Genomic DNA, 25776 nt, shown 5'->3' with positions numbered 1-25776 from the left:
GTATATTTTACTCGAATGTATAATCACGTATGCAGCCTGGGCTGGTATACTTTTTGTGGTAAATGCTGCCGCAATCGTCGCACTTGTATGATTCTTCTGCTCCCATTTCACACGCATCGTTAGTTCCTATCGGCTCAGTGATATATACATCTATATTTTCTACACCTCGGTGATACCAAACTTTGTAATCAACCAGATTGGAAGATCCACATTCACGACATGATCTTGATCTTTTGTGATTAATGACTTCATGCCTACATTGTACCAATGACACGCTCCATACTTCCACCTTCAGCTAAAGCTTCAGGTGCAAGAATGAATCATGTCTCAGATGTTTCTAACGAAACAACACAGGTTAATCAATTAATGAATATCTGCCACCAAGCACATCAGCCGGTACATATTCTTTCAGAAAATGTACACGTCTGTTGCACTAGTTAACAAATGAAACGCACCCTTAGTCGAAACAAGGCGACCATTACCTGCGCGCGATGCTTGCAGGCAATCGTCACCCAGCTCGTGAATTAACGTATCCAGTACTCATTGCAGCTTAATTTGATCCACTCCAGAAACTATACGAAACGCGAAGTCGCTATCATCGAGGTAGCTATCTTCCATCAATTGATTTATGAACTTACGTAAGCGCGTTCGATCCGACGCCGAAGAGCGCATGAAGTAGATGTCGGGGTATGTATCCCACTCCCATTCGTTTGATTCGTAGTTATCGATATACTTCCTAATGCGCTTCCTAATAAAGAATAGGTGCTGGCCATCGGCAACTTCTACGAAAAAGTTTTTGCCCGTTTGGGGCCTGACGAGCAATCCCGGCAATGGTTTAATAATGCCCTCCGTGCCATGTAGCTCCAAGGCCGTATCAATGGCTATTTTGTTACCAAATCGGGCCATAAGGTCGTTGTACGCTGCGTGGAGGGCAACTTGCAGATCGATGAAGTCTGGCGTTTTCTTGCCATCAGTCTTACGGCTTTTCCATATCGCATCATCAAGCTGGACGTCTGCTTGACTATGCAGGAACGTTAACGCTTGCTGGGTCAAAAAGTACCGTGCAGATTTATTTAAAAGTCGGTAACTTTTTTCATATATCTTTTCTAAGTAACCAGCTTTGCTGAGGATTTCTAATGCACTGTAGGCTGAGTTAGTTGTAATTGATTGATAGTGAGCGAGATTGTCGGTAGTTACGTATCTGAATTTGAGGACTGTTTTGAGATTTTGGATTTGATTGTTATTGAGTTGTCTGTCCATAAGGTATACATAGTATAAAAGAGAGAAACGCAAAAGTGCACTTTTACAGGGGCGGAATAGCAACAAGTTCTAATTTCGGAATTATAACTAAAATGCTTGTAGTTATCCCTATTGGTGTAGTATAATTATCCCTATAAGGTAAGCTTAACGAGGGTAGATATGAGCAGGCCTACAGGTTCAAAGAACAAAGAAACGCCACCAGAAATCGTCCAAGCGGACGAAGCGGATAGGCTTGCGTACTTAGCGACTCTCCTACTTGAGATAGCTGAAGAAGAACTTACACAGAGCGAGGCTACACTATGCACTCTGAATTAGCTGGCAAAAATGCCGTAGCAGCTATACGAGTATCCACGACCAAGCAAGGCACCGATGGCGATTCCCCCGAGGCGCAGAAAGAGCAAATCGAACGGTTCGCCGAGACTAAAGGCATAACAATCAAAAAGTACTTTGTGTTCATGGAATCAGCCAGTAAAGAACAGCAGCCCATGCAAGAAGCCGTTGACTACTGCAAAGATCCGAAGAACGCCATAGACCTATTTGTCATCAAATCGATTGACCGCTTTACCCGTGGTGGTTCTCTCAGCTACGATATCCTTAAGAACCAGCTCGAAGCGAGCAAAGTTCAGCTCGTCGATATATACGGCGTTATAAGCTCCCGGCAAGTGAATACGCTCGACCACCTTGGGTTCGAATATAAATGGAGCGTGTATAGCCCAAGCAAGAAGTCGGAGATCCTTGAAGCCGAACGTTCAAGAGACGAGCTGCGAGACATTATGAGCCGCATGATTGGCGCAGAGATCCGCTACACGAGGAACGGGTATTGGATGCGCAAACCGCCTTTTGGATACTACAGCGAAAAAGTAGACACTAATCAAGGAAAGCGTACCGTGCTAAGACCGCGCGAAGAAGAGGCGCAGTTTATACGCATGATGTTTGAATTACGGGCTGAAGGGCTGCTGACGGACACTGAAATCGTCGACAAGCTTAACGATCTCGGTTACCAAACTCGTGTGAGTTACATCCGTAACAAAGACGACTTAAGTAAAGTCATTTGTAAAAAAGGCGGTCGCCCACTCACCGTCAAAAGCATGCAGAAAATGCTGCAAAGCACAATTTATGCGGGTATTAATGTAGAGAAATGGACTGATTACCAGCCAGTTAAATGTGCCTTCGAAGGCTTAATCTCCATCGACTTGTTCAATAGAGCAAATCGCAGCAAAAAGTATATTGGCTACAACGAAAAGGATGGTGAGTATGAAATCCACCGACAAGCTCCGAAGCCACATTTAGTAAATAAAGTTATGAATAACCCTGACTTCCCTTACAAAAAAGTGGTATTGTGCCCCGAATGTAAAAATACGCTCCTCGGCAGCGCTAGCCGTGGCAAGTCCGGCAAATACTACCCGGCGTATCACTGCAGCAACAGAGGGCACTATTTCCGAGTACCAAAAGACGATATGGACGATAAGATTACGCAGTTTATCGCTCGCATAAAGGTTAACCAAGACCAGATAGACTTGCTACTCGATACTGTCCGTGCCGAGTTTGAGCGCAGACAATCACTGTCTGGTGCTGATAAGGCAACTATAGAAAGCCATATTACGGCACTTCAGGGCGAGGCGGAGGCTGCAATCAGCAAAATCATGCTTCTGTCGAATCCAACCGCTATCGCCTACATAGAAAAAGAAATCGAAAGCATCCACAGCAAGATAACAAAGTTAGAGAAGGAGAAACAAGCCATGCAGAACAAAAAACCTATCGATATCGACCGCATACTCTCGAGAGTGCGATATTTTCTGGAACACCTCGATTCACTACTGTTAAAGCAGCAGGATCCACTCAAAAAGGCCAAGTTATTTGGCTTATTGTTCAACGAACTTCCTACCTACAATGATTTAGATTATGGAACACCAAAAACACCCCTTTTTACGGGGGTGAATTCGGTCTTTCGGCTTGCGCCGCTTGAAAAATCTCTTATGGTGACCTCACGGAGAATCGAACTCCGATTGCCGGGATGAAAACCCGATTTCCTAACCGTTAGAAGATGAGGCCAAAAGCGCTAGCACTCCATTTTAATTTACATTCTTCATTTTTCAAATGGAGTTTAGCTGAAACAGTGTAGCATAACAGGGGCGAAAAGGGAATAGTGGTAGAATGGAAGAATAAAGGAGAAATGTATGGCAAAGCACGTTGTTGAAGCAGAAGTGATAGATAGGAGCGACAGGGGAGCCAATAAGCGTGTACGGAGACACCGGACAGTCATTCGTCAGGGCGGCGGTAACTCGGTTTACTCTATAGGCATGATTGGTGCGGCGATTTACTATATATCGACAGCAACTGGGTTCTGGATGGGCGCTTTTGGACTGCTGAAAGCTCTTGTTTGGCCGGCTTTTCTGGTTTACCACGCCATGAAAAACCTCGGCATGTAGCATATCGAGTAGTTATTATTACAGTCGCCTTCAGCGATTTTTTACCTGGGACGGAGTAATAACAGATACAAGTTTTACTTCACTTGATTTTCTCAAGAACTCTTAACTCCACTTAAGGCTCATATAGATGCACCTGTCCTTTAAGTGCTAACTAATGAAATATACGGGAGCTATTTGCTGTCATTTTTTTATTGTAGCTGTCTAGAACAAAGAAAAACTGTGCTCCCAAACAATCCTTCCGTGATACTATATTAATCATGAGCATGTCCAGGCGCAGACTACAACGAGCGGCAAACGAACCAGAGATGATTACACATGGTACAGTTACCGCCATTCCTTCGAATTTAACCGTCAGCCTCAGCGGCAGCATTACTACCACTTTACCGGTTACCTTCGATGGCCTCAATATTTCCGTCGCCCAAGACACCGGTGGCTACCCGTGGGTAGCTTCGACCGCTTTTGCTAATGGCCAGACAGTTAACGGTACTTTTAACCTGTCGGGATCGCTCACCTTGAGCGCTGGTAACTTCGTAGCCTATGTATCATACAGTATCGACAACCAAGCGACTTGGATTGTCGGGCCAAAGGTACAATTCAGCCTGCCGAGCACTAGCCCTAACACTATAACCAACTTTTTGATATCGTCTCCGACCAACACTACCCTTAACCTTGCTTGGAGCTATTCTGGCAGCGCGCTCAACGACTTTACGCTTAGACGCAACGGCAACATCATTGCATCGCCCGCAGCTGCCGCTCGAAGCTACAACGACACTGGCCTCACGCTTGGTACGAGCTATTCCTACAGCATAGTCGGTAACTTCTCGGCTGGTGGGACGACAAACACCGCTACGGTCACAGGAAGTACCACGGGCGGGACAAGCTCGCTTCCTGCCATTCTGGCTGGGTACTACGTCAACAAATGGAATTCACCGACACTGTCACAGTGTTTCTCGCATGGCGCCACTCATGCCTACGCATTTGTTGCCCAATCAGCCGCTTCGGGGACTGGTACATTAAGCTACTCGCCATTTGAGGGTGATGCCGCATTTATTGCTGCTAAACAAGCCGCTGGTAAAAAGGTGATCTTGACACTTGGTGGCGCCAATGATGGCGGCATTGCACTACAAACTGGCACGCACGTCACCCAGATGGTCAATAGTGTCAAGTCAATCATTGACCGGCTGGGACTTGATGGCATCGACTGGGACCTCGAATCATCCTCGTACACGGTAGCAAATATTATCAGTGTGTCGCAACAGCTTGTTGCCCACTATGGTTCTAGCTTCATGATTACCATGGTACCGCGGCCATGGGAAACCGCTCCTTTCCAAGCCGCCCAGCAACTACAGCAAGCTGGCATGCTCACACTGTTTGGCCTTCAGTTCTACGACAGCCCCGAGTACAGCAATTACTCCCAAGGTTGGTCGTATATCCAAACCTATATCAACAAAGCCGTCAGCACCTATGGTATACCTGCAAATAAGGTAATAATGGGCGTGACTGGCCCCAACTACAGCAACGGTGGTATGGCGTATTCACTGATGCTGCAATACTGGAGTTCTGCCCGCAGCCAATGGCCAACTCTACGCGGTATGTTCTTCTACGACGGTCCTATCGATCAGGCCGATGGTTGGGGATGGGCGAACAACGTACTTCCGACCGTTCTCTCTTCGTAGGAATCATACCCCTTCAGAAACAGCACCAGTAGACTACACGTAAGCAGCTTCAAATCAGAAGACAACAGGTCCACTAGACGCGTTTTACTTCATTCGCCAACAAATGGTTGGGCAAGGGGGAGGGTTGGGTCGAATTCGGCTATGCGTAGGAGCTCGTTGTATTTGGCGACACGGTCGCTGCGGCTTAAGCTACCGGTTTTGATTTGCCCGGCAGCAGTGCCGACAGCTAGGTGCGATATAAAGACGTCTTCTGTCTCGCCGCTGCGGTGCGAAATGATTACGCCCCAGCCAGCTTCTTTCGCGCGGTTGATTGCCTGAATAGTTTCGGTGAGTGTGCCGATTTGGTTTACCTTTATTAAAATGGCATTTCCGGCTTTTAGCTCAATAGCTTTATTGAGTCGTTCAAGATTGGTTACCAGTAGGTCATCGCCGACAAGTTGTGTCTGCTCGAGCTTTTGAGTCAATTTTTGCCAGTTGTCCCAGTCGTCTTCGGCAAGTCCGTCTTCAACAGAAACTAGCGGGTACTTCTGAGTGAGTTGCTCGTAGCGTTCAATTAGTTCCGCCGAGCTGAGTGTCGTATTTTCCCGGGCAAGATGGTAGCTGCCGTCTTTGTAGAGTTCGCTCGCGGCAACATCTAGGGCGAAAAATACATCTTTCCCCGGAATGTAACCAGCCTTCTGAGTGGCTACCGCAAGCAGGTGCAATACCTCTTCGTTATGATTGACGGCCACCGCGAAGCCGCCCTCATCACCAACCTGGGTTGAGAGCCCCTGATCTGCCAAGTGTTTCTGAAGCGCGTGAAATATTTCGCTGCCCATCCGGACGATATCGCTAAAACTGTTTGCGCCAGCCGGAATGACCATTCCTTCCTGAAAATCAGCTCCACCGAGGGCGTGTTTGCCGCCGTTGACGATATTCATCATGGGCATAGGTAGGCTCATGGCTGGGTTCCCGGCGATGTCGTTTAGGTGGCGATAAAGTGGCACGCCGCGCTCTAGTGCAGCGGCTCGAGCTGCGGCAAGGGATATTGACAATATGGCATTGGCACCCAGACGAGATTTGTTGGGGGTGCCGTCTAGCTCAATCATCAGACGGTCGAGAACGAACTGATCGTCGGCCGGTTTGTCGCATAGGGCTTTAGTAAGTTCACCGTTTACGGCGGCAACAGCTTTTTCGACGGACTGCCCGCCGTATTTTGTCGTATCACCGTCGCGCAGTTCGCAGGCTTCGTGGGTGCCAGTGCTCGCCCCGCTTGGTACCGCAGCGCGGCCCATAACGCCACTACCCAAGACAACATCGGCTTCGACAGTCGGGTTGCCTCGTGAATCTAATATTTGTCGTGCGTGTATGGATGTTATTTTCATATATTTATCATCGCATATTGCTTACGTTTATGCCACTAGCTATACTTTGCCGCTCCTCCCTGCGGGCTTTGAGGAAAAATGCACTTATGTTTGCCCTAGGAAAGCAAAATGCGTGACAGAGCCTATGCGTTTTATCCCGCTTATGGCATACTGAAGGCATATGGCACTAATCTATTTTTACGACGCTTCGAGCCTAGACAGGCGGCAACTCGAAGATGGTCTCAAAAGCACTGACCACCGCTGGACTTTTGTGGAAGAGGGTATAGCTTTAAACAATCTTGATCCCGAAGCCGAGGTTATTTAGGTGTTTGTCACCAGTAGTGTGACAAGTGAGATGTTAGAGAAACTGCCCAGGCTAAAACTTATCGCCTGTCGCTCAACCGGCTTCAACAATGTCGACCTGACGGCCGCTGAAGCCCGCGGTGTAAAGGTAGTAAATGTACCGACATACGGCGAATCAACAGTAGCCGAATATACTTTTACATTGCTCCTGGCACTTACCCGCAAACTTGCCCCCAGTCTAGGTTTTTTGAATCATGAAGTCGAGTTCAGCACACTGATGGGCAGTGACTTGCACGAAAAAACCATTGGCGTAGTGGGAACTGGGCATATTGGCCAGCATGTTATAAAAATTGCCAAGGGTTTTGAAATGCGTGTCGTTGGGTTTGACCCATACGGCAAAGAAGAGTTGGCGCGTGACCTTGGCTTTGAATATGTAAAGCTGGAAGAGCTTTTAAAGATTAGCGACGTAGTGACACTTCATGCGCCGTTTACTCCTGAAAATAAGCATCTCATAAACGCTGAACGACTAGCGCTCATGAAACCAACAGCCTTTTTAGTCAATACTGCCCGCGGTGAGCTCGTCGATGCCTCGGCTCTGGCAGATGCGCTCATGCACGACCGTCTTGGCGGTGCCGCGCTCGACGTGTTGGAAGGCGAACAGCTTTTCAAAATGGAGGAAGAAGTTGGCCTGCTGCGCAGTAACAAGTTGCCGCCATCAACCGGTGCCCAAAGCGTGGCGCTGATGGCACTCAACAAGTTGCCAAACGTGATACTGACCCCACATAACGCGTTTAACACCGAGGAAGCGATTGGCCGTATAAACGGCACAACCTGCCAAAATATCATTCGTTTTTGGTACGGCGACATACCAAACCAGGTAAAACCTATCAAGCCTACCGCTGGAAAGCTTTTGCTGACGCGTCACGCCGAAAGCGAGTGGAATGCAAGTGGTAAGTGGACAGGCCTAACGGATGTTCACCTGAGCGAAAAGGGTTTTCACGAAGCAAGTTTGCTTGGCATAGCGCTCCGTGAGCTCGACATGAAACTCGACAAAGCCTATTGCTCAGAGCAAGTGCGCACGCTCGAGACTCTTGAGGGCATGCTCAATGCCTCTCAGCAGTTCAATGTTCCGTATGAACGCCGCCGAGAAATAAACGAGCGTGATTACGGCGACTACACCGGAAAAAACAAGTGGGACATGAAAGAGCTAGTTGGCGAAGAAGAGTTTAACGGTATTCGGCGCGGCTGGGATCACTCGGTGCCAAATGGCGAAACGCTCAAAGTAGTCTATGAGCGCGCGGTGCCATTTTACCAAAATGAAGTTGTCCCGCTACTTATGGCTGGTAAGAATGTGCTGCTCGTTGCGCACGGCAATTCACTTCGCGCCCTCATAAAATACATTGAAAATATATCCGACCAAGCTGTTGAGAGTCTAGAAATGCCCTTCGGTGGCATTATTGCCTATGATGTTGACCCCGAAGGTCACATGCTTGCCCGCGACGAAACCCACATCGATACCCCACCCCCCAACGCGTAACTACCCCTGTGACACAGGCGGCTTGTCCTAGTTGGTCTTGCCTACGGTCAAGTCTGGTCGAATGATTGTACGGCCCTTCTCATCAGTGATAGGGCGGAAAGTATCAAATATTGAGCCTTGTGGCCCAGCTGCTATTTCAGCAATCAGAATAATATCTTTTTCCTCATCGGTCATAACGGTACTTTCATTAGGTTGTTCAGCTTCGGTTCGAATGGGTTGCGGCAATGCTTCTTCTATACTAAGCCGACCCGAGGGTATGAATGTTACAACAGTATCGTCCTTGACTCTATAAGTGTCGCTTTTCGGTCCGACGTAGATTCCGTGCACACTTGTAGGTGAAGCCAATTGGAGGTATGTGACGGCTTGGCCAGTAGTTTCATCAGTTATGGTACTGCGAGCTACAACAAGCTCTCTCGGCACCAGTTCACCATTAATGTTTGATCGATACAACCGCTTAACGGTGTACTCTACGCCGTCTAACTCAAAGACTTCTTCTACGACAGGGTTTTGTTTAGTATCGTCAGCCCTTAATACAGTCGTTTGCAATTCATCTGCCCAAATAACATGCTCAAGTTTTCCGGCATCATCCCATGCACAACCCGCTATAGGCAAGCTGCGCTTTCCCGTAATTCTTTCAGCTGAGTTCTCCACTAGGGCTGCTCTTGGGTCAGTAATGTTTACCCATATTTTTGATGGATCTATTTTGTCACGCTCGCCCTTTACGACCTGGAGCGGGGGATCTTTTTCCGGGATTATTGGTTTTATGGCAGACGGTAACTCACCGGTCACAAAGAATTTGTAACCGGTGTATGGTCGCGTATCGGCATACGTCCCATCAACGCGTGCCGTACCCCCACTGAGCGCGCTGCCAAGGACAAGACCAGCAAATGCCCGTCTCTTTGAGGTGATCTCGTCGTGGTCACCGCTACTGTGTTCTGGGTAGGCTTTAGTAATCGCTTCCCGCAGCTCATCAGTCACATCTGTCCCTGCAATGTTGCCCCTACCCCATAAGCTCCTGATAATATATGCAAAACGTGGTGCAAGCATGAGCCTATGAGTTTCGCGCAACTCATGCCTTACGGTGGCAATGTCAAATTTTGCACGGTTGTGATCCTCGTCAGTCGCAGAATCATTAGCAATAATTTCTCGGGGTATTTGACATAATGCATTCGCAGCTGCTGCATTGTCTTGAATATCTTGTCGAATTGTTTCAAGTGCCATTACAGCATCGAACAACTCATTTTTCTCTGGGGGTGTGTGAATTCCTAGCATGCGTACACTATAACAACAATTGTTAGATATGTCAAATATTTTGAAATAACTCGGCCTGGAGGTATGATAAAAGCATAAGAATAAAAAAGTAAAAAATCTTACTATCTGAAAGGTGGGCGAGCAATATGTATAAATACCTCAAGTTCTTCGAAGAGCTGAGCATAAACGATATTCCACAGGTGGGGGGCAAAAACGCTAGTTTAGGCGAAATGTACCATCACCTACGGCCGCAAGGGGTTAATTTGCCAAATGGTGTCGCTACAACGGCCGATGCCTACCGCTACTTTTTGAAAGATGCTGGCTTAAGTGAGGGGATTACCAAAACGCTCGAGGGGCTGGATGTCACAAATGTTCCTGAGCTTGCCAAGCGTGGACAAATCATCCGTGACATGATTGTTGCCGCAGAAATGCCGCAAGACTTCCAAGACGAAATACTGCTCGGCTACAAAGAGCTGAGCGAAAAATGCGGCCGTCCCAAAGGTGATCTGGTGGTTGCCATCCGCTCATCTGCCACAGCAGAGGACTTACCAAACGCATCATTTGCCGGGCAGCAGGCCACATTTTTGAACATATCTGGTGAGCAGGACGTGCTCCGTTCGGTCAAAGAGTGTATTGCCAGCCTTTTCACCGACCGAGCCATTGTCTACCGCGTGACAAACGGGTTTGACCACATGAAAGTGGCGCTCTCTGTCGGCATACAGCAAATGGTTGCCGTTCGCAGCGAATGTGCCGGTGTCATGTTTACCATAGATACTGAAAGCGGCTTCAAAAACGCTGTCGTGGTGAGTAGCATTTACGGTCTTGGCGAAAACATTGTTCAGGGCCATGTCAGCCCAGATGAGTTTATAGTCTTCAAGCCAACTATGGCGATTTTGAAGCGTCATCTTGGCACCAAAAAAATGAAGATGATTCCTATTGGCAATAGCCGTACAAAAAACAACGATGTTTCGGTACATGACCAAGAGCGTTTTAGTATTACAGATGAACAAGTAAAAACACTGGCTCATTGGGGCATGCTTATCGAGCAACACTACGGTCACCCGATGGATATTGAGTGGGCCCTAGACGATGACGACAAGCAACTGTACATTGTCCAAGCCCGTGCCGAAACGGTGCAGTCGCGCCGCGATGTCAACGTCGTCGAAGAGTACAAGCTCAAGCAGGAAGGCCGCGTGGTCGTTAAGGGCACAAGCGTCGGTAGCAAAATTGGTAGCGGTAAGGCCAGCAAGATTATGAGCGTCAAAGACATCGACGATTTCAAAGAAGGTGACGTGCTTGTGACCGAAATGACTGACCCCGACTGGGTGCCTATTATGCAAATTGCGAGCGCAATTGTAACCGACAAAGGTGGACGCACCTGTCATGCAGCGATTGTTTCCCGCGAGCTGGGCATACCCTGTGTTGTGGGTACTGGCAATGCATCACAATTAATTCACGACGATCAAGATTTGACAGTCAGTTGTGGTAGCGGTGGTGACGAAGGCACGGTTTACGACGGCATACTTGAGTTTGAGGTTCAAAGAACAGACATTGCTAATCTTGAACGGCCAAAAACGAAAATTATGATGAACATTGGCTCCCCGGACCACGCATTTAGCTACTCGCTTCTTCCAAATGACGGCGTGGGGCTGGCACGTGAAGAGTTCATTATCGATAGCCATATAAAAATACATCCACTCGCGCTACTACGCTTTCCGGAAGTGAAAGATAAGGCTGTCCGAGCACAAATCAAGGAGCTTACCAAGGGCTACGACGACAAAGCGCAATACTTTGTCGATAAGTTGGCTGAGGGTATTGCCATAATTGGCGCAGCGTTTCACCCAAATGATGTCATTATTCGTTTCAGTGACTTTAAAACCAACGAGTACGCTGGTCTAATCGGTGGTGTGCAATTTGAACCGAAAGAAGAAAACCCCATGATCGGCTGGCGGGGCGCTAGTCGTTACTACAGTCCAGAATATAAAGAAGCATTTGTACTAGAATGTAAGGCACTCAAAAAAGTCCGTGATGAGTTCGGACTTACCAACATTAAGGCAATGGTTCCATTTTGCCGTAACCTCGACGAAGCCGATAAAGTAATCGCCATTATGGCAGAAAACGGCCTAAGGCGCGGCGAAAACGGCTTCCAGGTGTATGTAATGTGTGAGATTCCAAGTAACGTCATCCTGGCCGAGCAGTTTGCAGAGCGATTCGATGGGTTCTCAATAGGCAGCAACGACCTAACGCAGCTCACACTCGGTGTTGACCGCGACAACCACACCGTGGCGCATGACTACGACGAGAACAACGAAGCGGTAAAAGTCATGATCCGCGAAGTAGTACGTGTTGCCAAAGCAAAAGGCGTCAAAATTGGCATTTGTGGCCAGGCTCCCTCGGACTACCCAGAGTTTGCCCGTTTTCTCGTCGAACTTGGTATAGACAGCATCTCTCTTGCGCCCGATACTATCGTCAAAACTACTATAGACCTTAAGAAAACCGAAGAAAGCCTCGGCCGCTAGAGCAGCTCCAGCTCGCTGTATGTACCACTGTTAGCGTCTCCAGGCTTTAGGCGCGCGAGCCCGCACGGCGCTTACTCCAAGTTCGTGTTAATCTAGGTGTCGCAGTCGTCTGATTACTAAACACTTCCCAGTGACATTTGTCACAGACAGCGAATGGTGTAAACTATGAGAAGTATGATTCCGCAAACTCACGAGCATTTTGTGCCCCTTAAACGTTATAAACGTACCAAAATCATTGCCACAGTAGGCCCTGCCACCGATAGTTATGCCGCTATCAAGCGCCTCATAGAAGACGGTGCCAACGGTTTGCGCCTCAATTTTAGCCACGGCGATCACCCTCAAAAGACACAGCACATAGCGTGGATACGCAAAGCCAGCCGTGAGCTGAAAAAGCCTGTTGCTATCATTCAAGATTTACAGGGCCCCAAAATTCGTCTCGGTGAATTTGACGACATCATCACAGTACAAAAAGGTCAGACACTCAAACTAGGCTACGATGCTAACTGGCTCGAAACAGGCATAATCCCAACGCAGTACGACTTAAGCTCCAAGGTAAAACGCGGGGAAAGGTTGTATATTTTTGACGGCAAAATTCGTACCAAAATTACGACAGTCCGCGAAGGAATAGTTTATTGTGAAGCAGAAAACGACGGCATTTTGATTAAGCGCAAAGGTATCAACCTTCCAGATACAGATTTTGGCGGTGACGTCATAACCGAAAAAGATAGGGCAGACCTCGCTTACGGCAGCACACAGGATATTGACTATGTCGCAATGAGCTTTATCCAGTCTGCTGCGGATATCGAGTCAATGCGGGGCATACTAAAAAACCTTGGGTATGACGTTAAAATTATCGCTAAACTTGAAACCAAACTTGCCATCGACAACATTGAAGAAATTATGCAGGTGACCGATGCGGCAATGGTTGCTCGTGGTGACATGGCAGTTGAGGTAAATCCTGAAGTTGTACCAGTCGCACAGCGTCAAATTATCAGTTTTGGGCTGCAGTACGGCAAACCGACCATTGTCGCGACACAAATGCTCGGCAGTATGACCGAGTCCCCAGAACCAAGTCGTGCTGAAGTTTCTGATGTTGCCACGGCTGTATACCTCGGTGCTGACTGCGTCATGCTCAGTGATGAAACAGCCATGGGCAAATATCCGCACGAAGCTGTAAAGATTATGAAGAGAATTATCAATTATTCCCAGCAACACGGTGTGGTGAGAGTAACATTTCGGAGTCAGGCAGAAAAACATCCATCGCGCCAGCTGGCAATTAGCCGTGGCGTCATAAAAATGGCAGAAAGCATCCACGCCAACGCCATTGTGGCCGAAACCAAAACCGGTGCGACTGTGCTAAACATTGCCTCTGAACGTCCAGACGTACCGATAATTGCCGTAACAGACAGCCATCGCACCGCCCAACAACTTGCTATCGTCTACGACGTAAAAAGCTACGTGCGACCAGTCAGCGCTCGTGCAGCCCAAAAAATCACTGATTTCATGCAGCGCGAGCATGTATTTAGCAAAGGCGATATCATTGTCATGGTGAGTGGTAAGCAGCCTGGAGTCGTTGGTACAACTGATACTATCAAAATCCGCCAGCTCGACTAAAAGGTTAGGTAAAGATAGAATATTCTGTTGGTATACGCTATAGTAATAAGCATAAGGTTTGTAGTTCTTTCACCTATAACCTCTAACCTAATTTCGGTGGGCAGATGAGCTTCAATAAAAAAACAATTCGGGATATTGATGTTTCAGGCAAAAAAGTCCTTGTGCGGGCAGATTACAACGTGCCGCTGAACGACAAGGGTGAAATAACGGACGACTATCGTATCCAGCAAAGCGTGCCAACGCTCAAATACCTTCTGGAGCATGGCGCCGCGCTCATACTTTGTTCTCACCTCGGCCGACCAGACGGTAAGCCAGACCCAAAGTACAGCCTTTTTCCAGTGGCAAAATCACTTGGGAAGTTCCTAGAAACAGGGGTAGAGTTTGTTCCGGATTGCACGGGCGAACGAGCCGAAAAGGCGGTGAACAATCTTCAGCCAGGTCAAGTGCTACTGCTCGAAAATCTCCGTTTTCATGCCGAAGAAGAAGCTAACGATGCTACCTTTGCCCAGCAGCTCGCTAGCCTGGCCGATATATTCGTACAGGACGGCTTTGGCGTGGTGCATCGGGCGCATGCTAGTACCGAAGGTGTAACACATTATTTACCGAGCGCGGCCGGTTTACTACTCGAAAGAGAAGTCGATACCATATCTGGAGCCATGGAGAACCCGAAACGTCCGCTTGTAGCAGTGATAGGCGGGGCGAAGATTGCCGATAAAATTGAAATATTGCAGCGATTTCTTGGTATTGCAGACGCCGTAGCTGTTGGTGGGGCTATGGCAAATACGTTTCTTCATGCCACTGGCCTCAAGGTTGGCAAAAGCAAAATCGACCCAGATGATCTCCCTCTCGCCAAAGAAATCATGCACACAGTTACCGAGGTAAAAAAACAGCGTGATTTTGTGTTTTACTTACCTCAAGACGGTGTGGTCGCCAAAAAACTTGACTCTGCTGCTCCGACGCGTATTGTCGACTGGAGTGCGCACGTCATTGCCGACATAGAGGCCTATCCAAAACGACCCGTTCACGAAGCCAGCCAGATAGCCGAGGATGAAATGTTACTGGACATTGGCCCGTTTAGCGGCGCTTTTATTGCCGGACTGCTGCAGCTCGCCGAAACCGTGGTTTGGAATGGCACTATGGGCGTGACAGAAACAAAGGGGTTGCAGGGTCCAGTTGGCCCAACGGCGCACGGTACCGAGCTTCTGACAGAAGCGATGCTCGGGCAATTTGGTAACAAGCCTTTTAGTATTGTTGGTGGTGGGGATACGGTTGGTTTTGTGCAAAGCCGGGGTCTAACGGCAAGCTTTAACCATGTTTCCACTGGTGGCGGAGCCAGCCTAGAATTGATGAGCGGTCGTAAATTGCCAGGTGTCGAAGCACTGGAGAACAAATGAAAAGCCTGGCTCGTTGCCCAGACAATTATAAAGTTCTACGCTCCATGCAGTGGAAATCCATTGATACTTTTATAAAAATTGTAAATTGTGAAATGAAAATCTATACTAAGGCATAAGCATTATGGATAAAAAACTCCTCATTGTCGGTAATTGGAAAATGCACCTCAGCGTGCATCAGTCGAGCTTACTTGTACATAGACTGAGTGAACGAATTGCGTCGCACCGTGACGTTGAGGTCGTGTTAGCGCCGAGCATGCTCGCGCTCCAACCGCTAAGCGTCGAGATAGATCGTCGTCGTTTTCGTTTGGCTGCCCAAGACGCGTTTTATAAAGACGAGGGGCCATGTACAGGTGAAGTCAGTTTTGCCATGCTGGGAGACCTCGTGCATTACGCCATTGTCGGCCACTCGTGGCGGCGGTTAAATGCTGGCGATACGCTCGATGTTGTACGGGACAAAGTTCAAGCGGCCATGCGCAACGACATATCCCCCATTATTTGCATAGGAGAAACTAAGCAAGATCGTGATGCAGGTGAAGCCAAAAGAGTCATTCATGACCAACTCACAACGGCGCTGATGAATATTACGAGCAAAGAAGTAGAGTCCATTGTACTTACCTACGAACCCGTTTGGGCCATCAGTACGGGCGAAGGTATTATTGCCAAGCCTCGTGACGCTCAAGACATGATTCGTTACATGCGCCTACAAGTCAGCGAACTATACGGCGAACGAGCGGCCAACAATATGCACATCCTTTATGGCGGTAGTGTCAACGAGCATGATGTCCGTAGCTATCTTGAGCTGCCGGAAGTTGACGGCGTTTTAGTAGGTGCAGCGAGTCTCAATTACCACCAATTTTCTGAGATTGTAAAAATTGCGTACCAGGTTCAAACCGAGAGGAAGTAACGTGGCAATCCCAAAAAAAACAGCCAAAATCATGGACGGTGTACATCCTAGCGACACACCGCCAACAACTTCCGGTCGTCCGGTTATTGTCACAAATCGTTCTGTACTCACGACCGACCCCATGCTTAACGCGGGAGAAGGGGTAAGCGCAAGCGTAGAAAAACCGTCTGGTGAGGCGGCAGCCACGCCAAGTGGTGTGCCTAAAATAACTCGGGCTGCAGGCAACCTTATACCAGTTGATACCACAAATAGCGAAGTCACAGCCGCGGCGGCTGAACCGTCGGAAGGGCAAGGCGCAGAAGTCGCCGAATCAAAAGAAACCGAAAAACCGACTCAGTCCGTAGAAGCTGAGCAAGATCCAGAAGTGCCTCAAGAAGAACCGACTCAAAAACGAGAAAAACTGCACATTGCACCGCTGCACGAAATGAAACCAACATCTGATGAGGACGAATCCCAGGTGAAATCAGACGATTCCGAAGAAACCAGTTACCCGGGTTCGACCGAAGTGCCTGAAAAGCAAGAAGACTCAAAATCCGCTCAAGAACTGGAAATTGAACGACATATTACCGCCGGCACCTACTTTGTCCCCATAGGCCAAATAAAACGCCGTCGTCGAATGCTCACAACCCTGATAATCCTCACGCTTCTCACAGTTATTATAGTTGTCGACCTCCTCCTAGACATGGAGCTTCTTAACTTTAACCTCCCCCATACAACGTTCTTAAGTTAGCTGGGGTTAAGACCGCGCAACTATTCTTAACTTCCACCAAAAAAGGCTAAGCCTTAGAGGCGTAGAGGTTTTTTTCGCAGAATCCGAAAAATTCCTACGGTGCAGAAAAATCCAGGGTCTTTCAATGTTGTCTTATGTCGGCTATGATTAAGTTATCGTATAAAGGATTGCTCTATGAAGAAAAATGAAGATGGTTTTAGCATAGTAGAAATACTAATTGTGATACTCGTGCTTAGTCTCGTAGGTACTATAGGCTGGATTGCCTTTAATAGACTGGGGGGTAATGTTAAACAAACAGACCAGACCAATTCTTCGCAAGCAAATAAATCCACAAGAACCAACAGCACAGCAGCACTTCAGCCAGAAGATGTAACTGCCAAAATAAAGAGTAGCTACGAATCAAAGTATAAGCTTCTAGACATTGATGAAAACAACCAGCCAAAACAAGGGGAGATGAGTATCAGGCTCTCGAAGAGTGCGCCACCCCAAAAAGCTGAGGGCTACAACTTTTACACGGATTATGATGGTGGCTCAAGTATTTTCTTAATGGTTGGTCCTGTAAATTGGGATTCTGATACTCTCCCACGTAAAGCAGATACGACAATCCGCACAGAAGTAGCAGATATATTAAAAGACTTTGGACTAACAAAAACAGGAACCAACGGTAAAACAGATGATGGTACCGCAACAGACGTATATAGAGGTAGGGGGTTGATTTGTGTCATTGAGGCACCGGCCTCTCGAACAAGCTCAACTGGGCTTAGCTGTGGGCGTATTGACGCATACAAAGAAACGGCCGCGAAAACGCAACCGATTGCTAGTGCCATGCCCAATGTAGAGCAATCGACGGTCCTTATGAATCTGAAAATTACTGACAGCAAAGTAAGTGGCTACCAAAAAGCACAGATCAGCCAAGGTAGTATTGATAGCGGTGGTGGCTCAACTGCACTACTCTACAAGAAGAATAATGATCCATGGGTGTACTTCAGGAACACTCAGCAGGATATTTTGTGCTCTGAATATAACACTACGGATTTACGCAACGCCTTTAAGGGCGATGTATGTTATGGTGCCAATGATGTATTTTCGACGGTTCAATAACATGGCTTTTTTAGAAGTTTTTTCCAGGGCCTAGCCTCTGACAGGGGAACATTTCACAGATTATTGGACGGCATCGTCTGGTAGAATAGATAGGTGCAAGAAGAGTTACTCAGAGGGCTAAATGACGAGCAGAGACGCGCCGTTTTGACGACGGATGGACCGCTTCTGATTCAAGCTGGGGCAGGCAGCGGCAAGACCAAAACGCTTACACATCGGATCGCCTATCTTATTGCAACCCGTCAAGCCACGCCGTATAGCATTTTAGCCGTCACTTTTACGAATAAAGCAGCAAAAGAAATGCGTACCCGAGTCGCGGATTTACTTGGCCAGTCGGCTGATGATAGGCGATTTATGCCGTGGATGGGCACCTTTCACAGTATTTGTGTCCGGTTGCTTCGGATGGACGGTGAACATATCGGCATACCACGTTCTTACGTCATATTTGATGAAAGCGATCGGTTGAGTGTGGTAAAACGCATTTGTAAAGAGCTGCACGTTGACGAAAAGTCATTTACACCTCGCACAATTTCGAGCTATATCAGCAGCGCCAAGAATGACATGATTGACCCTGCCGAATACGCAGAGACTGCCAAAAGTCCGACCGCTCACATTGTTAAACAGGTGTATCCGCGCTATCAGGCGGCTTTGAAAGACGCTATGGCGCTCGATTTCGACGACCTCATCTGGCGCACAGTGCAACTACTAGAGGCACATAAAGAAGTTCGTAGTAAATGGCAGAAACACTTTAGCCACATTATGATTGACGAGTACCAGGACACAAACACTGCCCAGTATCAGCTCGTTAAAATGCTCGTCAGTGACGCCCACAATCTTGCCGTGGTGGGCGACGACTGGCAGTCGATATATAGTTGGCGCGGGGCAGATTTTCGCAATATTTTGCGTTTCGAAAAAGATTATAAAGATTGTGCCGTCATTAAATTAGAGCAAAACTACCGCAGTACCGGACATATTCTGAACGCGGCGCATGGTGTTGTAACCAAAAACACTCAGCGTAGCGAGAAACAGCTATGGACAAGCGAGGGTGACGGCCGAAAGGTTCAGCTCACACAAGTTATGACCGAACGCAGTGAGGCAGAAACGGTTGTCCGTACCATCCGCACAGCAGTCGATACTGGGTTCAGGCAGTACAAAGATTGTGCTGTGCTGTATCGTACCAATGCCCAGAGCCGCAGCGTCGAAGAAGTTTTTGTGCAATACGGCGTGCCGTACCGAGTGGTTGGTGGTGTGCGCTTTTATGATCGCAAGGAAATCAAAGACCTCATTGCCTACCTGAGACTGCTGTACCAGCCAGAAGATCGTACGAGCTTTGAGCGAATTGCCAACGTGCCAGGCAGAGCGGTAGGGGCAGTAAGTTTAGGCAACTTTCTCGGTTGGGCTGCAGCCGAAAAACTACCACTTAGCGAAGCGCTCGATCGCGTGAGCGAATGTGATACTGTGACCGGTAAGGCACGAAAGGGGCTGATAGAGCTGGCTGACATATTGCATAGTCTACGCTCCCAGCTCGAGGAATTACCGCCGGACATTCTTGTCGAGAGTCTGGTGAAGCGGCTGAATTATCTTGCGTATCTTGACGATAAAACAACCCAGGGTGAGAGTCGGCAGGAAAATGTCCGCGAACTTATTGGGGTGGCGCAGGGCTATCACGACGAAGGGCTGAGTAGTTTTTTGGAGGAAGTGGCATTAATATCTGACCTCGACACCGCAAATCTCGGTGATAACGCCGTTACGCTCATGACTTTGCATAGCGCAAAAGGTTTGGAATTTCCGGTTGTTTTTATGCTTGGGCTAGAAGAATCTATTTTGCCACACTCCCGCGCACTGTACGACCAAAGTGAAATGGAAGAAGAGCGGCGGCTGTGCTACGTTGGTATGACACGGGCACGCGAGGAGCTGTACATGCTGTACACGACATCGCGGTCGCTCTACGGTGGCTTGCAGCACAACATACCGAGTCGATTCCTCAGCGAAATTGCAGGTGATCATGTAGAAGAAACGACGATTATGCCTAGCTTTGGCCGTACAGACTTCACCCGGGATGAAGATATTACAGAGGAAGGTTTTACTTCATTGCATGTCTCATCGTTTGCCGGTGTCGAGGAGCCACGTTACGTACCCGAGCTATTTGAGGGAGACACGGTACGGCATGAGTTGTTTGGGACGGGAACGGTCGTAGAAATACAAGGTGATACCGCAGCCATATACTTTAAAGGCAAGGGGCTTAAGAAACTTAATACCGCTTTTGCCCCACTGCAAAAACTATAGCATTTGTTTTGCTATACTTTAGTAGTGCATCACATGATTGCATGATACGTATGATAACAATAAAACAAGTTGTAAAAACAGTCCTCGAGCCCATAAATGAACGCACGCGTTGGTATCATAAGCATCCGGCGAATGTGCCTCTGCTGCTATTTGCGACTCTGCTGGCGCTGAGCGGTGCGGTCTATTGGTATGCAAATAAACAGGGAGTCGTGGCTGATTTTGTCGCGCGCGATACCTTTATTGCAATGGTGTCGTACGATGGACAAAAAACAACTGTTCCGACCGATGCGGAAAAAGTAGGCGATTTACTGAAAAAAATGAACATCCGTTTGGCTGCTGGTGACCGCGTCGAACCGGCGGCTAGCGAACAAATCACCCAAGATAATTTTCTCGTCAATGTGTACCGATCGGCGCCAATAGTCGTAGAAGATAGTGATGTACGGACGATAACTCGTTCGGCCGCGGCAACACCTAGGAGCATGGTTGAAACGGCAAACATTACCCTGTACGGTGAAGACTTGGTCAATGTGATGCCGGCAGAAAATTTCTTGCTCCAAAAAACACTAGGCCACCGAGTAGTCATTGACCGGGCAGTTCCGGTCGGTATCACGCTGTACGGGCAGCCGCTGTCGGTGCGGTCTCAGGCATCAACTGTAGACGAGCTGCTGCAGGAGAAAAAGATTACGCTAGGCAAAGACGACACCGTCAAGCCAGCCGCTAGCACAGCCGTTTCGCCTAATATGCAAGTTTCTGTAGTCAGAAACGGCATACAGGTAATTACGCTTAGCGAAGATATTCCGGCCCCGGTACGAACGGTAATAGATATGTCGCTTTCTTTTGGCAGCCAGGCTGTAAGACAAGAGGGCAGTGCAGGCAAGCGCGTGCAAACTTACGAAATTAATGTTCAAAACGGCGAGGAAGTAAGTCGTAAATTGCTTCAGTCCGTGGTGACGGTGCAACCTGTTGAGCGCATAGTCGCCAAGGGCAACACTGTCAACATCCCCGCCGACAAGCAGGCCGTTATGGCTGCAGCGGGTATTAGCCCGAATGACTATGCCTACGTAGATTACGTTTTTTCGCGGGAGTCGCGCTGGAATACGGCAGCGACCAACGCGGGTGGTTGTGCTGGGTTAGGCCAGGCGTGTCCAGGGAGTAAAGTCACCAATGCCTGTGCGAACTGGCAAACAAACGCAGTCTGTCAGACCCAGTTTTTTACTGGGTATGCGGTCGGACGCTATGGCAGCTGGGAACGGGCGTATAACTTCTGGCTCAGTCACCACTGGTGGTAGTCTAGTCGGGTATCAGGCTTAAGAAGTATGTGACTTATTGGAATCAAGAGTCAGGTCAGACACTAATGAGCTGTTACAATGGTTAAGATGAAAGAAACAACGCCAAAAAAATCTCTAGGGCAGCATTGGCTATACGACGAAGCCACGCTTGATAGTATCTGTGATAGTGCCCACGTTCAAGCAGGTGACCATGTGCTCGAAGTTGGACCGGGGCTTGGTTCGCTGACGCGTAAGTTACTGCAACGCGGTGCGGTTGTGACGGCGGTAGAGCTAGACCACACACTTGCCCTGAACCTCGAGAGCAACTTACGGGACGGATTTATAGATAGGCGTTTGCTCGAAAACATTACGGTTGTGGAGGGTGATATTTTACGGTTTAATCTGCGTCAGCTCCCACGGCAGTACAAAGTGGTCGCCAATATCCCGTATTATTTGACAAGCAACCTTATCCGCGTGCTTTCGGAGAGTGAGAATCCGTTTAGCGAGGCCGCTCTGTTAGTCCAGAAAGAAGTAGCCGAACGCGTTGTCGCCGTGCCTGGGCAAATGAGCATACTGAGCGTAAGCGTACAGTACTACTGCCAAGTTTCGCTCGGTGCTTTTGTGCCAAAGAAGCTTTTTACACCGCCACCTAAGGTAGACAGTCAGGTGCTGGAGCTGAACTTTCGCCAAACGCCGTTGTTTAACGATGTCGCAACCAATGTATTTTTCCGGCTGGTTAAAGCGGGTTTCAGCCAAAAACGCAAAACCCTTGTCAACGCTTTAAGCGCAGGTTTAGCAATGCCCAAGGAAGAGGCGCGTGCTCTACTCGCTAGCGCGGGAATCGAAGAAAGATCTCGCGCGCAAGCCCTATCGCTCGAGCAGTGGCACAAACTCTACACGCTTCATGAAACACATAACAAAAAGCAAGCAGCATCCATTAAGGAGCCGGCTTAAGTAGGAGTCGCCGAGTTCGGGTTATTATACAAGAATCGGCTTCACCAGTTCCCGGCGTACATTACGTTGCTTAATATCTCAACTATCCTTATGCTACAATTCCTGCAGGGAATAGATCATGCCAAGTCAAGCAATCAAAACAACAAACCAACCGAGCCCCCTAAAAGATTTATTTTTACTCTTTGCAGTTCCAATACAGAAGTTACATAATCATACTCAATGAATAAAAAACGTAAAATAGTTATAGTTACCGCTTCCGCTCTACTCGTACTATTGATTGGCGGTACGACGGCCCTCACTCTACTTGGTAAAGAAACTCCACTTACTGGAATTGTTACTAATGTCCAATCAAGCCAGTGCAAAGGTTTTGCTATGAAACTACTAGAGGCAGAAAAGGCTACTAATCCCTTCTATCGGTGCGAGCAGGAAACCTATAAGGTCGCTGACGGTAGTAAATCTGTAGCAAGAATTTACGTTGTTGCGGGTGCCGTAGAACGGCAATGGGAGTTTGAGTGTGGTTTTATGGATCCTTGTGCAACGTATGTTGGGTGGTTTGATGACGACGGTAATCTATTTGACTTCGCTGAACCACCTGATGTTGCTAACCACGACCCTGCCGTCTACACACTTGGCTGCGGACAAGTCAGTTCGTCGTCAATTTACGATATTGAAGTGAAGCCAAAACTTGTTTTTGAACGAGGCAAGTACTGGTGGAAAATAGACTACAACAACACTTCTACCGACAGACAGGGTGGCTCTTGTAAGGTTAGTGGCTCTTCACTTATTGGATATAAAGAAGTCCTATCAAGCGTAAAAGCCAAGTACTTATTCAATATCGACAACTGTACCACTAGCACACCTACACCTTGTCAAACAGCTAAGGCTGTAAAAACAAAATCAGTTGAACCCTGTAAATACAACCAGCAAGAACTTAATGGCACCCAGCCTAAATATGACTATGAATGTATCGCAAATTATATTGCTCAAACAAGCGATACAGCTTTATGCGGAATAGAGGCCAATTATGGCAAGATAACTTGCGATAATATTGTAAATATCAAGCAGCTCTAGACTTATTTTGCGTCGTCCAAATAAAAAAGACCTCAACACGAGGTCAATCTTAACAATAGTGGAGCACCTCGAAAATAGTTCACCCCTCATTATTAATGAGATACATCGTTGGCGTGATTTACTCTGGGAGGATTGGTTGGATTATCAACAAGATGAAAGACGGCGTAAGGAAGTAAGGACCCCTAGCGGTTAGCACCATCTACCGATTCACCTTTGTCCAGTTACCCTGAGGGTATTCGGTTTCAATCCAGTTATCTATCGTTATATAGAGTTTCTTTTTGCTGTAACAAGATTGTCGGAACTGCCTTGCAGTGTCCTGTAATGCAGTAGTCATTGACTTGGACGCAAATACATAAGACTTCGGTGAGCCTTCCGATATCTCAATACCCGTAGTCGATTTCTCAGCCTTGTCCAGCCATGCTCTAGTGCTAGAATCCTTTACTAAGTTTATGTCTGTGTAGCCAACAAAGTAATCCGCTTTACAGTTTTGCATGAAGCTAATTGCTTCTTCCTTGCTCTTTCCTGGGTCTACATTTTGCACGACCTGACCATTGAAGTACCACTTACCGTCTTTGTACTGTTCATAGTTACCATCGTGCCAGAACTGTATACCACAAGAGTGCTGTGCATTACGAGCGACTGGCACCATGGTATTCACCATACTGTCCGCAATATGCATTCGGTATTTGCCAGCATCGCCACTACTTGGAGTAGTCGTATCATCAAACGACTTGAGCATTTTGTAGAGAAGAATGCCTGTGCTTGTTTTCTCAGCATTTTCAGCACCGTTAGTCCCATCTTGTTTGGTGTAATAGAAACCAAACACCTGACAGCTATTTAGAAGCTGTGTTGCTTGTTCTACGGTTGCATTAGAGCGAGCGGTAGCCTCCTGCTCTTTATAGCTTTCTATCGTCTGGTCGATTTTTTTGTTCCATTTACTCTCTATCGACCTAACGTTGTGTATAAAAAAGACGCCCGCAGCCACTGCAAGTATACTCAGGACAAGCAGCATTATACCCATAACTTTATATTTACCAGATAGAAATTTCTTAGCTAACAGGAGTGGTATGACCAACAGGTTCGGTAGACCAATTACTCCGAGCGGCACGGCCCCTATGTAAACAAGAACTATTACCAGAGGAGTAAAGTATGCTGACACCATTACCAACAGTGCGACGAGGGAGATAACAACATATGTTTCGGCAAATCTATGTCGGACTGGTTCGGTAGTTACAGAGGGTGCTGGTGCTTGAAGTTGAACTTGAGGACTAGATGAGGAACCAACTACTATGATGGGCTGGGTGGTTTCATTACTGTCTTCAATTTTTTTGTCTTCTGGCATATCTGTTCAACCTTCACGATAATAATATGTTTAACGTATATAAAAAGCAACAAAAATGACCTCAAATAACTGAGGTCATAGTGCTTATGGTTTGGTGGAGCTGGCGGGTACAGGCTCATTTTATCCGCTCGGCAACGTGTCGGCCACTGCCGCCACGCTCGCGGGGCAAGCAAGGACTACTCAGACTGCCACCGGCAGTCCTCACCCTCCCGGGCAGCACCCCAATTCAAGACCAATGAAAAAGCCCGAGCGAATGGCTCAGGCATTTTCATTGGTGGAGCTGGTGGGTACTGCCCCCACGTCCGTCAGACTGTCAGTCAGAATACTACAGGTTTAGTCTATCTTAATGTCTTAGCGCTTAGGTTTAGAAACAGACAAACATATCGAGTGAGCAATCCTAGTCTTAGCGCATGGTTTGAATAGTTCCATGCGAGCGTCCAGAAATATAAAACGCTACCTACACCATCTGGAATCGTATAGGGCGTTACGTAGTGTTTAGGCTACGTTGTATGCCAGCTGGCGTCCAAAAAGAAATGCTTGCGCACTCTCTTTGAGGCTAACTAGCTTATCAGTGAATTTTGCAATTACTGAGTTTTGCCTATAACGCTGACAAGCGACCTGCATTCATGACCGAAAGGTACCAACGTCGAGCTTAAAATTCAGCCCCATGTCTACTTATCTTACGATAAGACTACCATCATACCATAAACAGTTCCGTTTTACCAAATAAATCTCGCCAAATGTAATATAGCTCATAGTTTTTTGTAAGCACTATAGCGCATAGTAGTAGCTGGAAA

General features: G+C 47.6%; 20 protein-coding genes, 1 tRNA gene, 1 other RNA gene and 1 pseudogene. 17 read left to right on the top strand and 6 right to left on the bottom strand.

The window, feature by feature from the left end; genetic code table 11:
- Window positions 1-540 precede the first annotated feature (540 nt).
- Window positions 541-1260 (bottom strand): replication-relaxation family protein, encoded by a 720-nt coding sequence (locus tag IPL85_06225; GenBank protein QQS19824.1) that lies wholly within the window; start codon window positions 1258-1260, stop codon window positions 541-543.
- Between the two features lie 159 nt (window positions 1261-1419).
- Between IPL85_06225 and IPL85_06220 the strand changes: the two genes are divergently transcribed.
- The 3 genes and pseudogenes from IPL85_06220 (at window position 1420) to IPL85_06210 (ending at window position 3278) form a co-directional block, all read left to right on the top strand.
- Window positions 1420-1575, top strand: a complete 156-nt coding sequence (locus tag IPL85_06220; GenBank protein ID QQS19823.1) for a hypothetical protein — start codon at window positions 1420-1422, stop codon at window positions 1573-1575.
- Window positions 1560-1901, top strand: a pseudogene (locus IPL85_06215) (recombinase family protein). Before IPL85_06220 ends, IPL85_06215 begins: the two are co-directional and overlap by 16 nt.
- 132 nt (window positions 1902-2033) lie before the next feature.
- The gene (locus IPL85_06210) at window positions 2034-3278 is read left to right on the top strand and encodes a recombinase family protein (protein QQS20453.1); all 1245 of its coding nucleotides are present in this window, start codon (window positions 2034-2036) and stop codon (window positions 3276-3278) included.
- On the opposite strand, the gene IPL85_06205 is transcribed toward IPL85_06210, so the two are convergent.
- Window positions 3238-3312 (bottom strand) — tRNA-Glu (locus tag IPL85_06205). The genes IPL85_06210 and IPL85_06205 overlap by 41 nt on opposite strands.
- 125 nt (window positions 3313-3437) lie before the next feature.
- Here IPL85_06205 and IPL85_06200 point away from each other — a divergent pair.
- Both IPL85_06200 and IPL85_06195 read left to right on the top strand, forming a co-directional pair.
- On the top strand, window positions 3438-3689 hold the full coding sequence (locus IPL85_06200) for a hypothetical protein (protein ID QQS20455.1): 252 nt from the start codon (window positions 3438-3440) through the stop codon (window positions 3687-3689).
- Window positions 3690-3946: 257 nt separating this feature from the next.
- The gene (locus IPL85_06195) at window positions 3947-5365 is read left to right on the top strand and encodes a hypothetical protein (GenBank protein ID QQS19822.1); all 1419 of its coding nucleotides are present in this window, start codon (window positions 3947-3949) and stop codon (window positions 5363-5365) included.
- A gap of 89 nt (window positions 5366-5454) precedes the next feature.
- Here the strand turns inward: IPL85_06195 and eno are convergent, their stop codons facing one another.
- On the bottom strand, window positions 5455-6729 hold the full coding sequence (gene eno / locus IPL85_06190) for a phosphopyruvate hydratase (protein ID QQS19821.1): 1275 nt from the start codon (window positions 6727-6729) through the stop codon (window positions 5455-5457).
- A 160-nt stretch (window positions 6730-6889) separates the two neighbouring features.
- On the opposite strand from eno, the gene IPL85_06185 reads away from it, so the two are divergent.
- Together IPL85_06185 and IPL85_06180 are read left to right on the top strand one after the other, a co-directional pair.
- A complete protein-coding gene (locus IPL85_06185) occupies window positions 6890-7033 on the top strand; it encodes a hypothetical protein (protein ID QQS19820.1) in 144 nt (47 codons plus the stop codon).
- 30 nt (window positions 7034-7063) lie between these two features.
- A complete protein-coding gene (locus tag IPL85_06180) occupies window positions 7064-8548 on the top strand; it encodes a 2,3-bisphosphoglycerate-dependent phosphoglycerate mutase (protein ID QQS19819.1) in 1485 nt (494 codons plus the stop codon).
- 27 nt (window positions 8549-8575) lie between these two features.
- Here IPL85_06180 and IPL85_06175 read toward each other — a convergent pair whose 3' ends face one another.
- Window positions 8576-9820: a hypothetical protein gene (locus IPL85_06175; protein ID QQS19818.1), complete on the bottom strand. Its 1245-nt coding sequence runs from the start codon at window positions 9818-9820 to the stop codon at window positions 8576-8578.
- A 125-nt stretch (window positions 9821-9945) separates the two neighbouring features.
- Here IPL85_06175 and ppsA point away from each other — a divergent pair, with 125 nt between their 5' ends.
- The 10 genes from ppsA (at window position 9946) to IPL85_06125 (ending at window position 23637) form a co-directional block, all read left to right on the top strand.
- The gene (gene ppsA, locus IPL85_06170) at window positions 9946-12318 is read left to right on the top strand and encodes a phosphoenolpyruvate synthase (protein ID QQS19817.1); all 2373 of its coding nucleotides are present in this window, start codon (window positions 9946-9948) and stop codon (window positions 12316-12318) included.
- A 174-nt stretch (window positions 12319-12492) separates the two neighbouring features.
- Window positions 12493-13932, top strand: coding sequence for a pyruvate kinase (pyk, locus tag IPL85_06165; GenBank protein QQS20452.1), 1440 nt, complete (start codon window positions 12493-12495; stop codon window positions 13930-13932).
- A gap of 104 nt (window positions 13933-14036) precedes the next feature.
- Window positions 14037-15326 carry a phosphoglycerate kinase gene (locus IPL85_06160; GenBank protein QQS19816.1) on the top strand — a complete coding sequence of 430 codons (1290 nt, stop codon included), beginning with the start codon at window positions 14037-14039 and terminating at the stop codon, window positions 15324-15326.
- Between the two features lie 121 nt (window positions 15327-15447).
- The gene (locus IPL85_06155) at window positions 15448-16230 is read left to right on the top strand and encodes a triose-phosphate isomerase (protein QQS19815.1); all 783 of its coding nucleotides are present in this window, start codon (window positions 15448-15450) and stop codon (window positions 16228-16230) included.
- Between the two features lies 1 nt (window position 16231).
- On the top strand, window positions 16232-16960 hold the full coding sequence (locus tag IPL85_06150; protein QQS19814.1) for a hypothetical protein: 729 nt from the start codon (window positions 16232-16234) through the stop codon (window positions 16958-16960).
- A 174-nt stretch (window positions 16961-17134) separates the two neighbouring features.
- Window positions 17135-18061 (top strand): prepilin-type N-terminal cleavage/methylation domain-containing protein, encoded by a 927-nt coding sequence (locus tag IPL85_06145; GenBank protein QQS19813.1) that lies wholly within the window; start codon window positions 17135-17137, stop codon window positions 18059-18061.
- A 93-nt stretch (window positions 18062-18154) separates the two neighbouring features.
- Window positions 18155-20344, top strand: a complete 2190-nt coding sequence (locus IPL85_06140) for a UvrD-helicase domain-containing protein (GenBank protein ID QQS19812.1) — start codon at window positions 18155-18157, stop codon at window positions 20342-20344.
- 50 nt (window positions 20345-20394) lie between these two features.
- Window positions 20395-21633, top strand: coding sequence for a DUF348 domain-containing protein (locus IPL85_06135; GenBank protein ID QQS19811.1), 1239 nt, complete (start codon window positions 20395-20397; stop codon window positions 21631-21633).
- An 87-nt stretch (window positions 21634-21720) separates the two neighbouring features.
- Entirely contained in the window at window positions 21721-22566 is an 846-nt protein-coding gene (gene rsmA / locus IPL85_06130) for a ribosomal RNA small subunit methyltransferase A (protein ID QQS19810.1), read from the top strand.
- Window positions 22567-22785: 219 nt separating this feature from the next.
- Complete coding sequence (locus IPL85_06125; GenBank protein QQS19809.1) at window positions 22786-23637, top strand: hypothetical protein; 852 nt, start codon at window positions 22786-22788, stop codon at window positions 23635-23637.
- A gap of 199 nt (window positions 23638-23836) precedes the next feature.
- Here IPL85_06125 and IPL85_06120 read toward each other — a convergent pair whose 3' ends face one another.
- Both IPL85_06120 and ssrA read right to left on the bottom strand, forming a co-directional pair.
- Window positions 23837-24979, bottom strand: coding sequence for a hypothetical protein (locus IPL85_06120; protein QQS19808.1), 1143 nt, complete (start codon window positions 24977-24979; stop codon window positions 23837-23839).
- A 272-nt stretch (window positions 24980-25251) separates the two neighbouring features.
- Window positions 25252-25646, bottom strand: a transfer-messenger RNA (tmRNA) gene (gene ssrA, locus IPL85_06115).
- Between the last annotated feature and the right edge of the window lie 130 nt (window positions 25647-25776).

It is taken from the genome of Candidatus Saccharibacteria bacterium (genome assembly GCA_016699955.1).
In the GTDB taxonomy this organism is placed as follows: domain Bacteria; phylum Patescibacteriota; class Saccharimonadia; order Saccharimonadales; family UBA4665; genus JAGXIT01.
This window is presented reverse-complemented; position numbering and strand designations above follow the sequence as displayed.

Excerpts from the sequence above, each read along its gene's own strand:
- IPL85_06225 (QQS19824.1), bottom strand. The coding sequence starts at position 1,260 with ATGGACAGACAACTCAATAACAATCAAATCCAAAATCTCAAAACAGTC.
- IPL85_06220 (QQS19823.1), top strand. The coding sequence starts at position 1,420 with ATGAGCAGGCCTACAGGTTCAAAGAACAAAGAAACGCCACCAGAAATC.
- IPL85_06210 (QQS20453.1), top strand. The coding sequence starts at position 2,034 with ATGAGCCGCATGATTGGCGCAGAGATCCGCTACACGAGGAACGGGTAT.
- IPL85_06200 (QQS20455.1), top strand. The coding sequence starts at position 3,438 with ATGGCAAAGCACGTTGTTGAAGCAGAAGTGATAGATAGGAGCGACAGG.
- IPL85_06195 (QQS19822.1), top strand. The coding sequence starts at position 3,947 with ATGAGCATGTCCAGGCGCAGACTACAACGAGCGGCAAACGAACCAGAG.
- eno (QQS19821.1), bottom strand. The coding sequence starts at position 6,729 with ATGAAAATAACATCCATACACGCACGACAAATATTAGATTCACGAGGC.
- IPL85_06185 (QQS19820.1), top strand. The coding sequence starts at position 6,890 with ATGGCACTAATCTATTTTTACGACGCTTCGAGCCTAGACAGGCGGCAA.
- IPL85_06180 (QQS19819.1), top strand. The coding sequence starts at position 7,064 with ATGTTAGAGAAACTGCCCAGGCTAAAACTTATCGCCTGTCGCTCAACC.
- IPL85_06175 (QQS19818.1), bottom strand. The coding sequence starts at position 9,820 with ATGCTAGGAATTCACACACCCCCAGAGAAAAATGAGTTGTTCGATGCT.
- ppsA (QQS19817.1), top strand. The coding sequence starts at position 9,946 with ATGTATAAATACCTCAAGTTCTTCGAAGAGCTGAGCATAAACGATATT.
- pyk (QQS20452.1), top strand. The coding sequence starts at position 12,493 with ATGATTCCGCAAACTCACGAGCATTTTGTGCCCCTTAAACGTTATAAA.
- IPL85_06160 (QQS19816.1), top strand. The coding sequence starts at position 14,037 with ATGAGCTTCAATAAAAAAACAATTCGGGATATTGATGTTTCAGGCAAA.
- IPL85_06155 (QQS19815.1), top strand. The coding sequence starts at position 15,448 with ATGGATAAAAAACTCCTCATTGTCGGTAATTGGAAAATGCACCTCAGC.
- IPL85_06145 (QQS19813.1), top strand. The coding sequence starts at position 17,135 with ATGAAGAAAAATGAAGATGGTTTTAGCATAGTAGAAATACTAATTGTG.
- IPL85_06135 (QQS19811.1), top strand. The coding sequence starts at position 20,395 with ATGATAACAATAAAACAAGTTGTAAAAACAGTCCTCGAGCCCATAAAT.
- rsmA (QQS19810.1), top strand. The coding sequence starts at position 21,721 with ATGAAAGAAACAACGCCAAAAAAATCTCTAGGGCAGCATTGGCTATAC.
- IPL85_06125 (QQS19809.1), top strand. The coding sequence starts at position 22,786 with ATGAATAAAAAACGTAAAATAGTTATAGTTACCGCTTCCGCTCTACTC.
- IPL85_06120 (QQS19808.1), bottom strand. The coding sequence starts at position 24,979 with ATGCCAGAAGACAAAAAAATTGAAGACAGTAATGAAACCACCCAGCCC.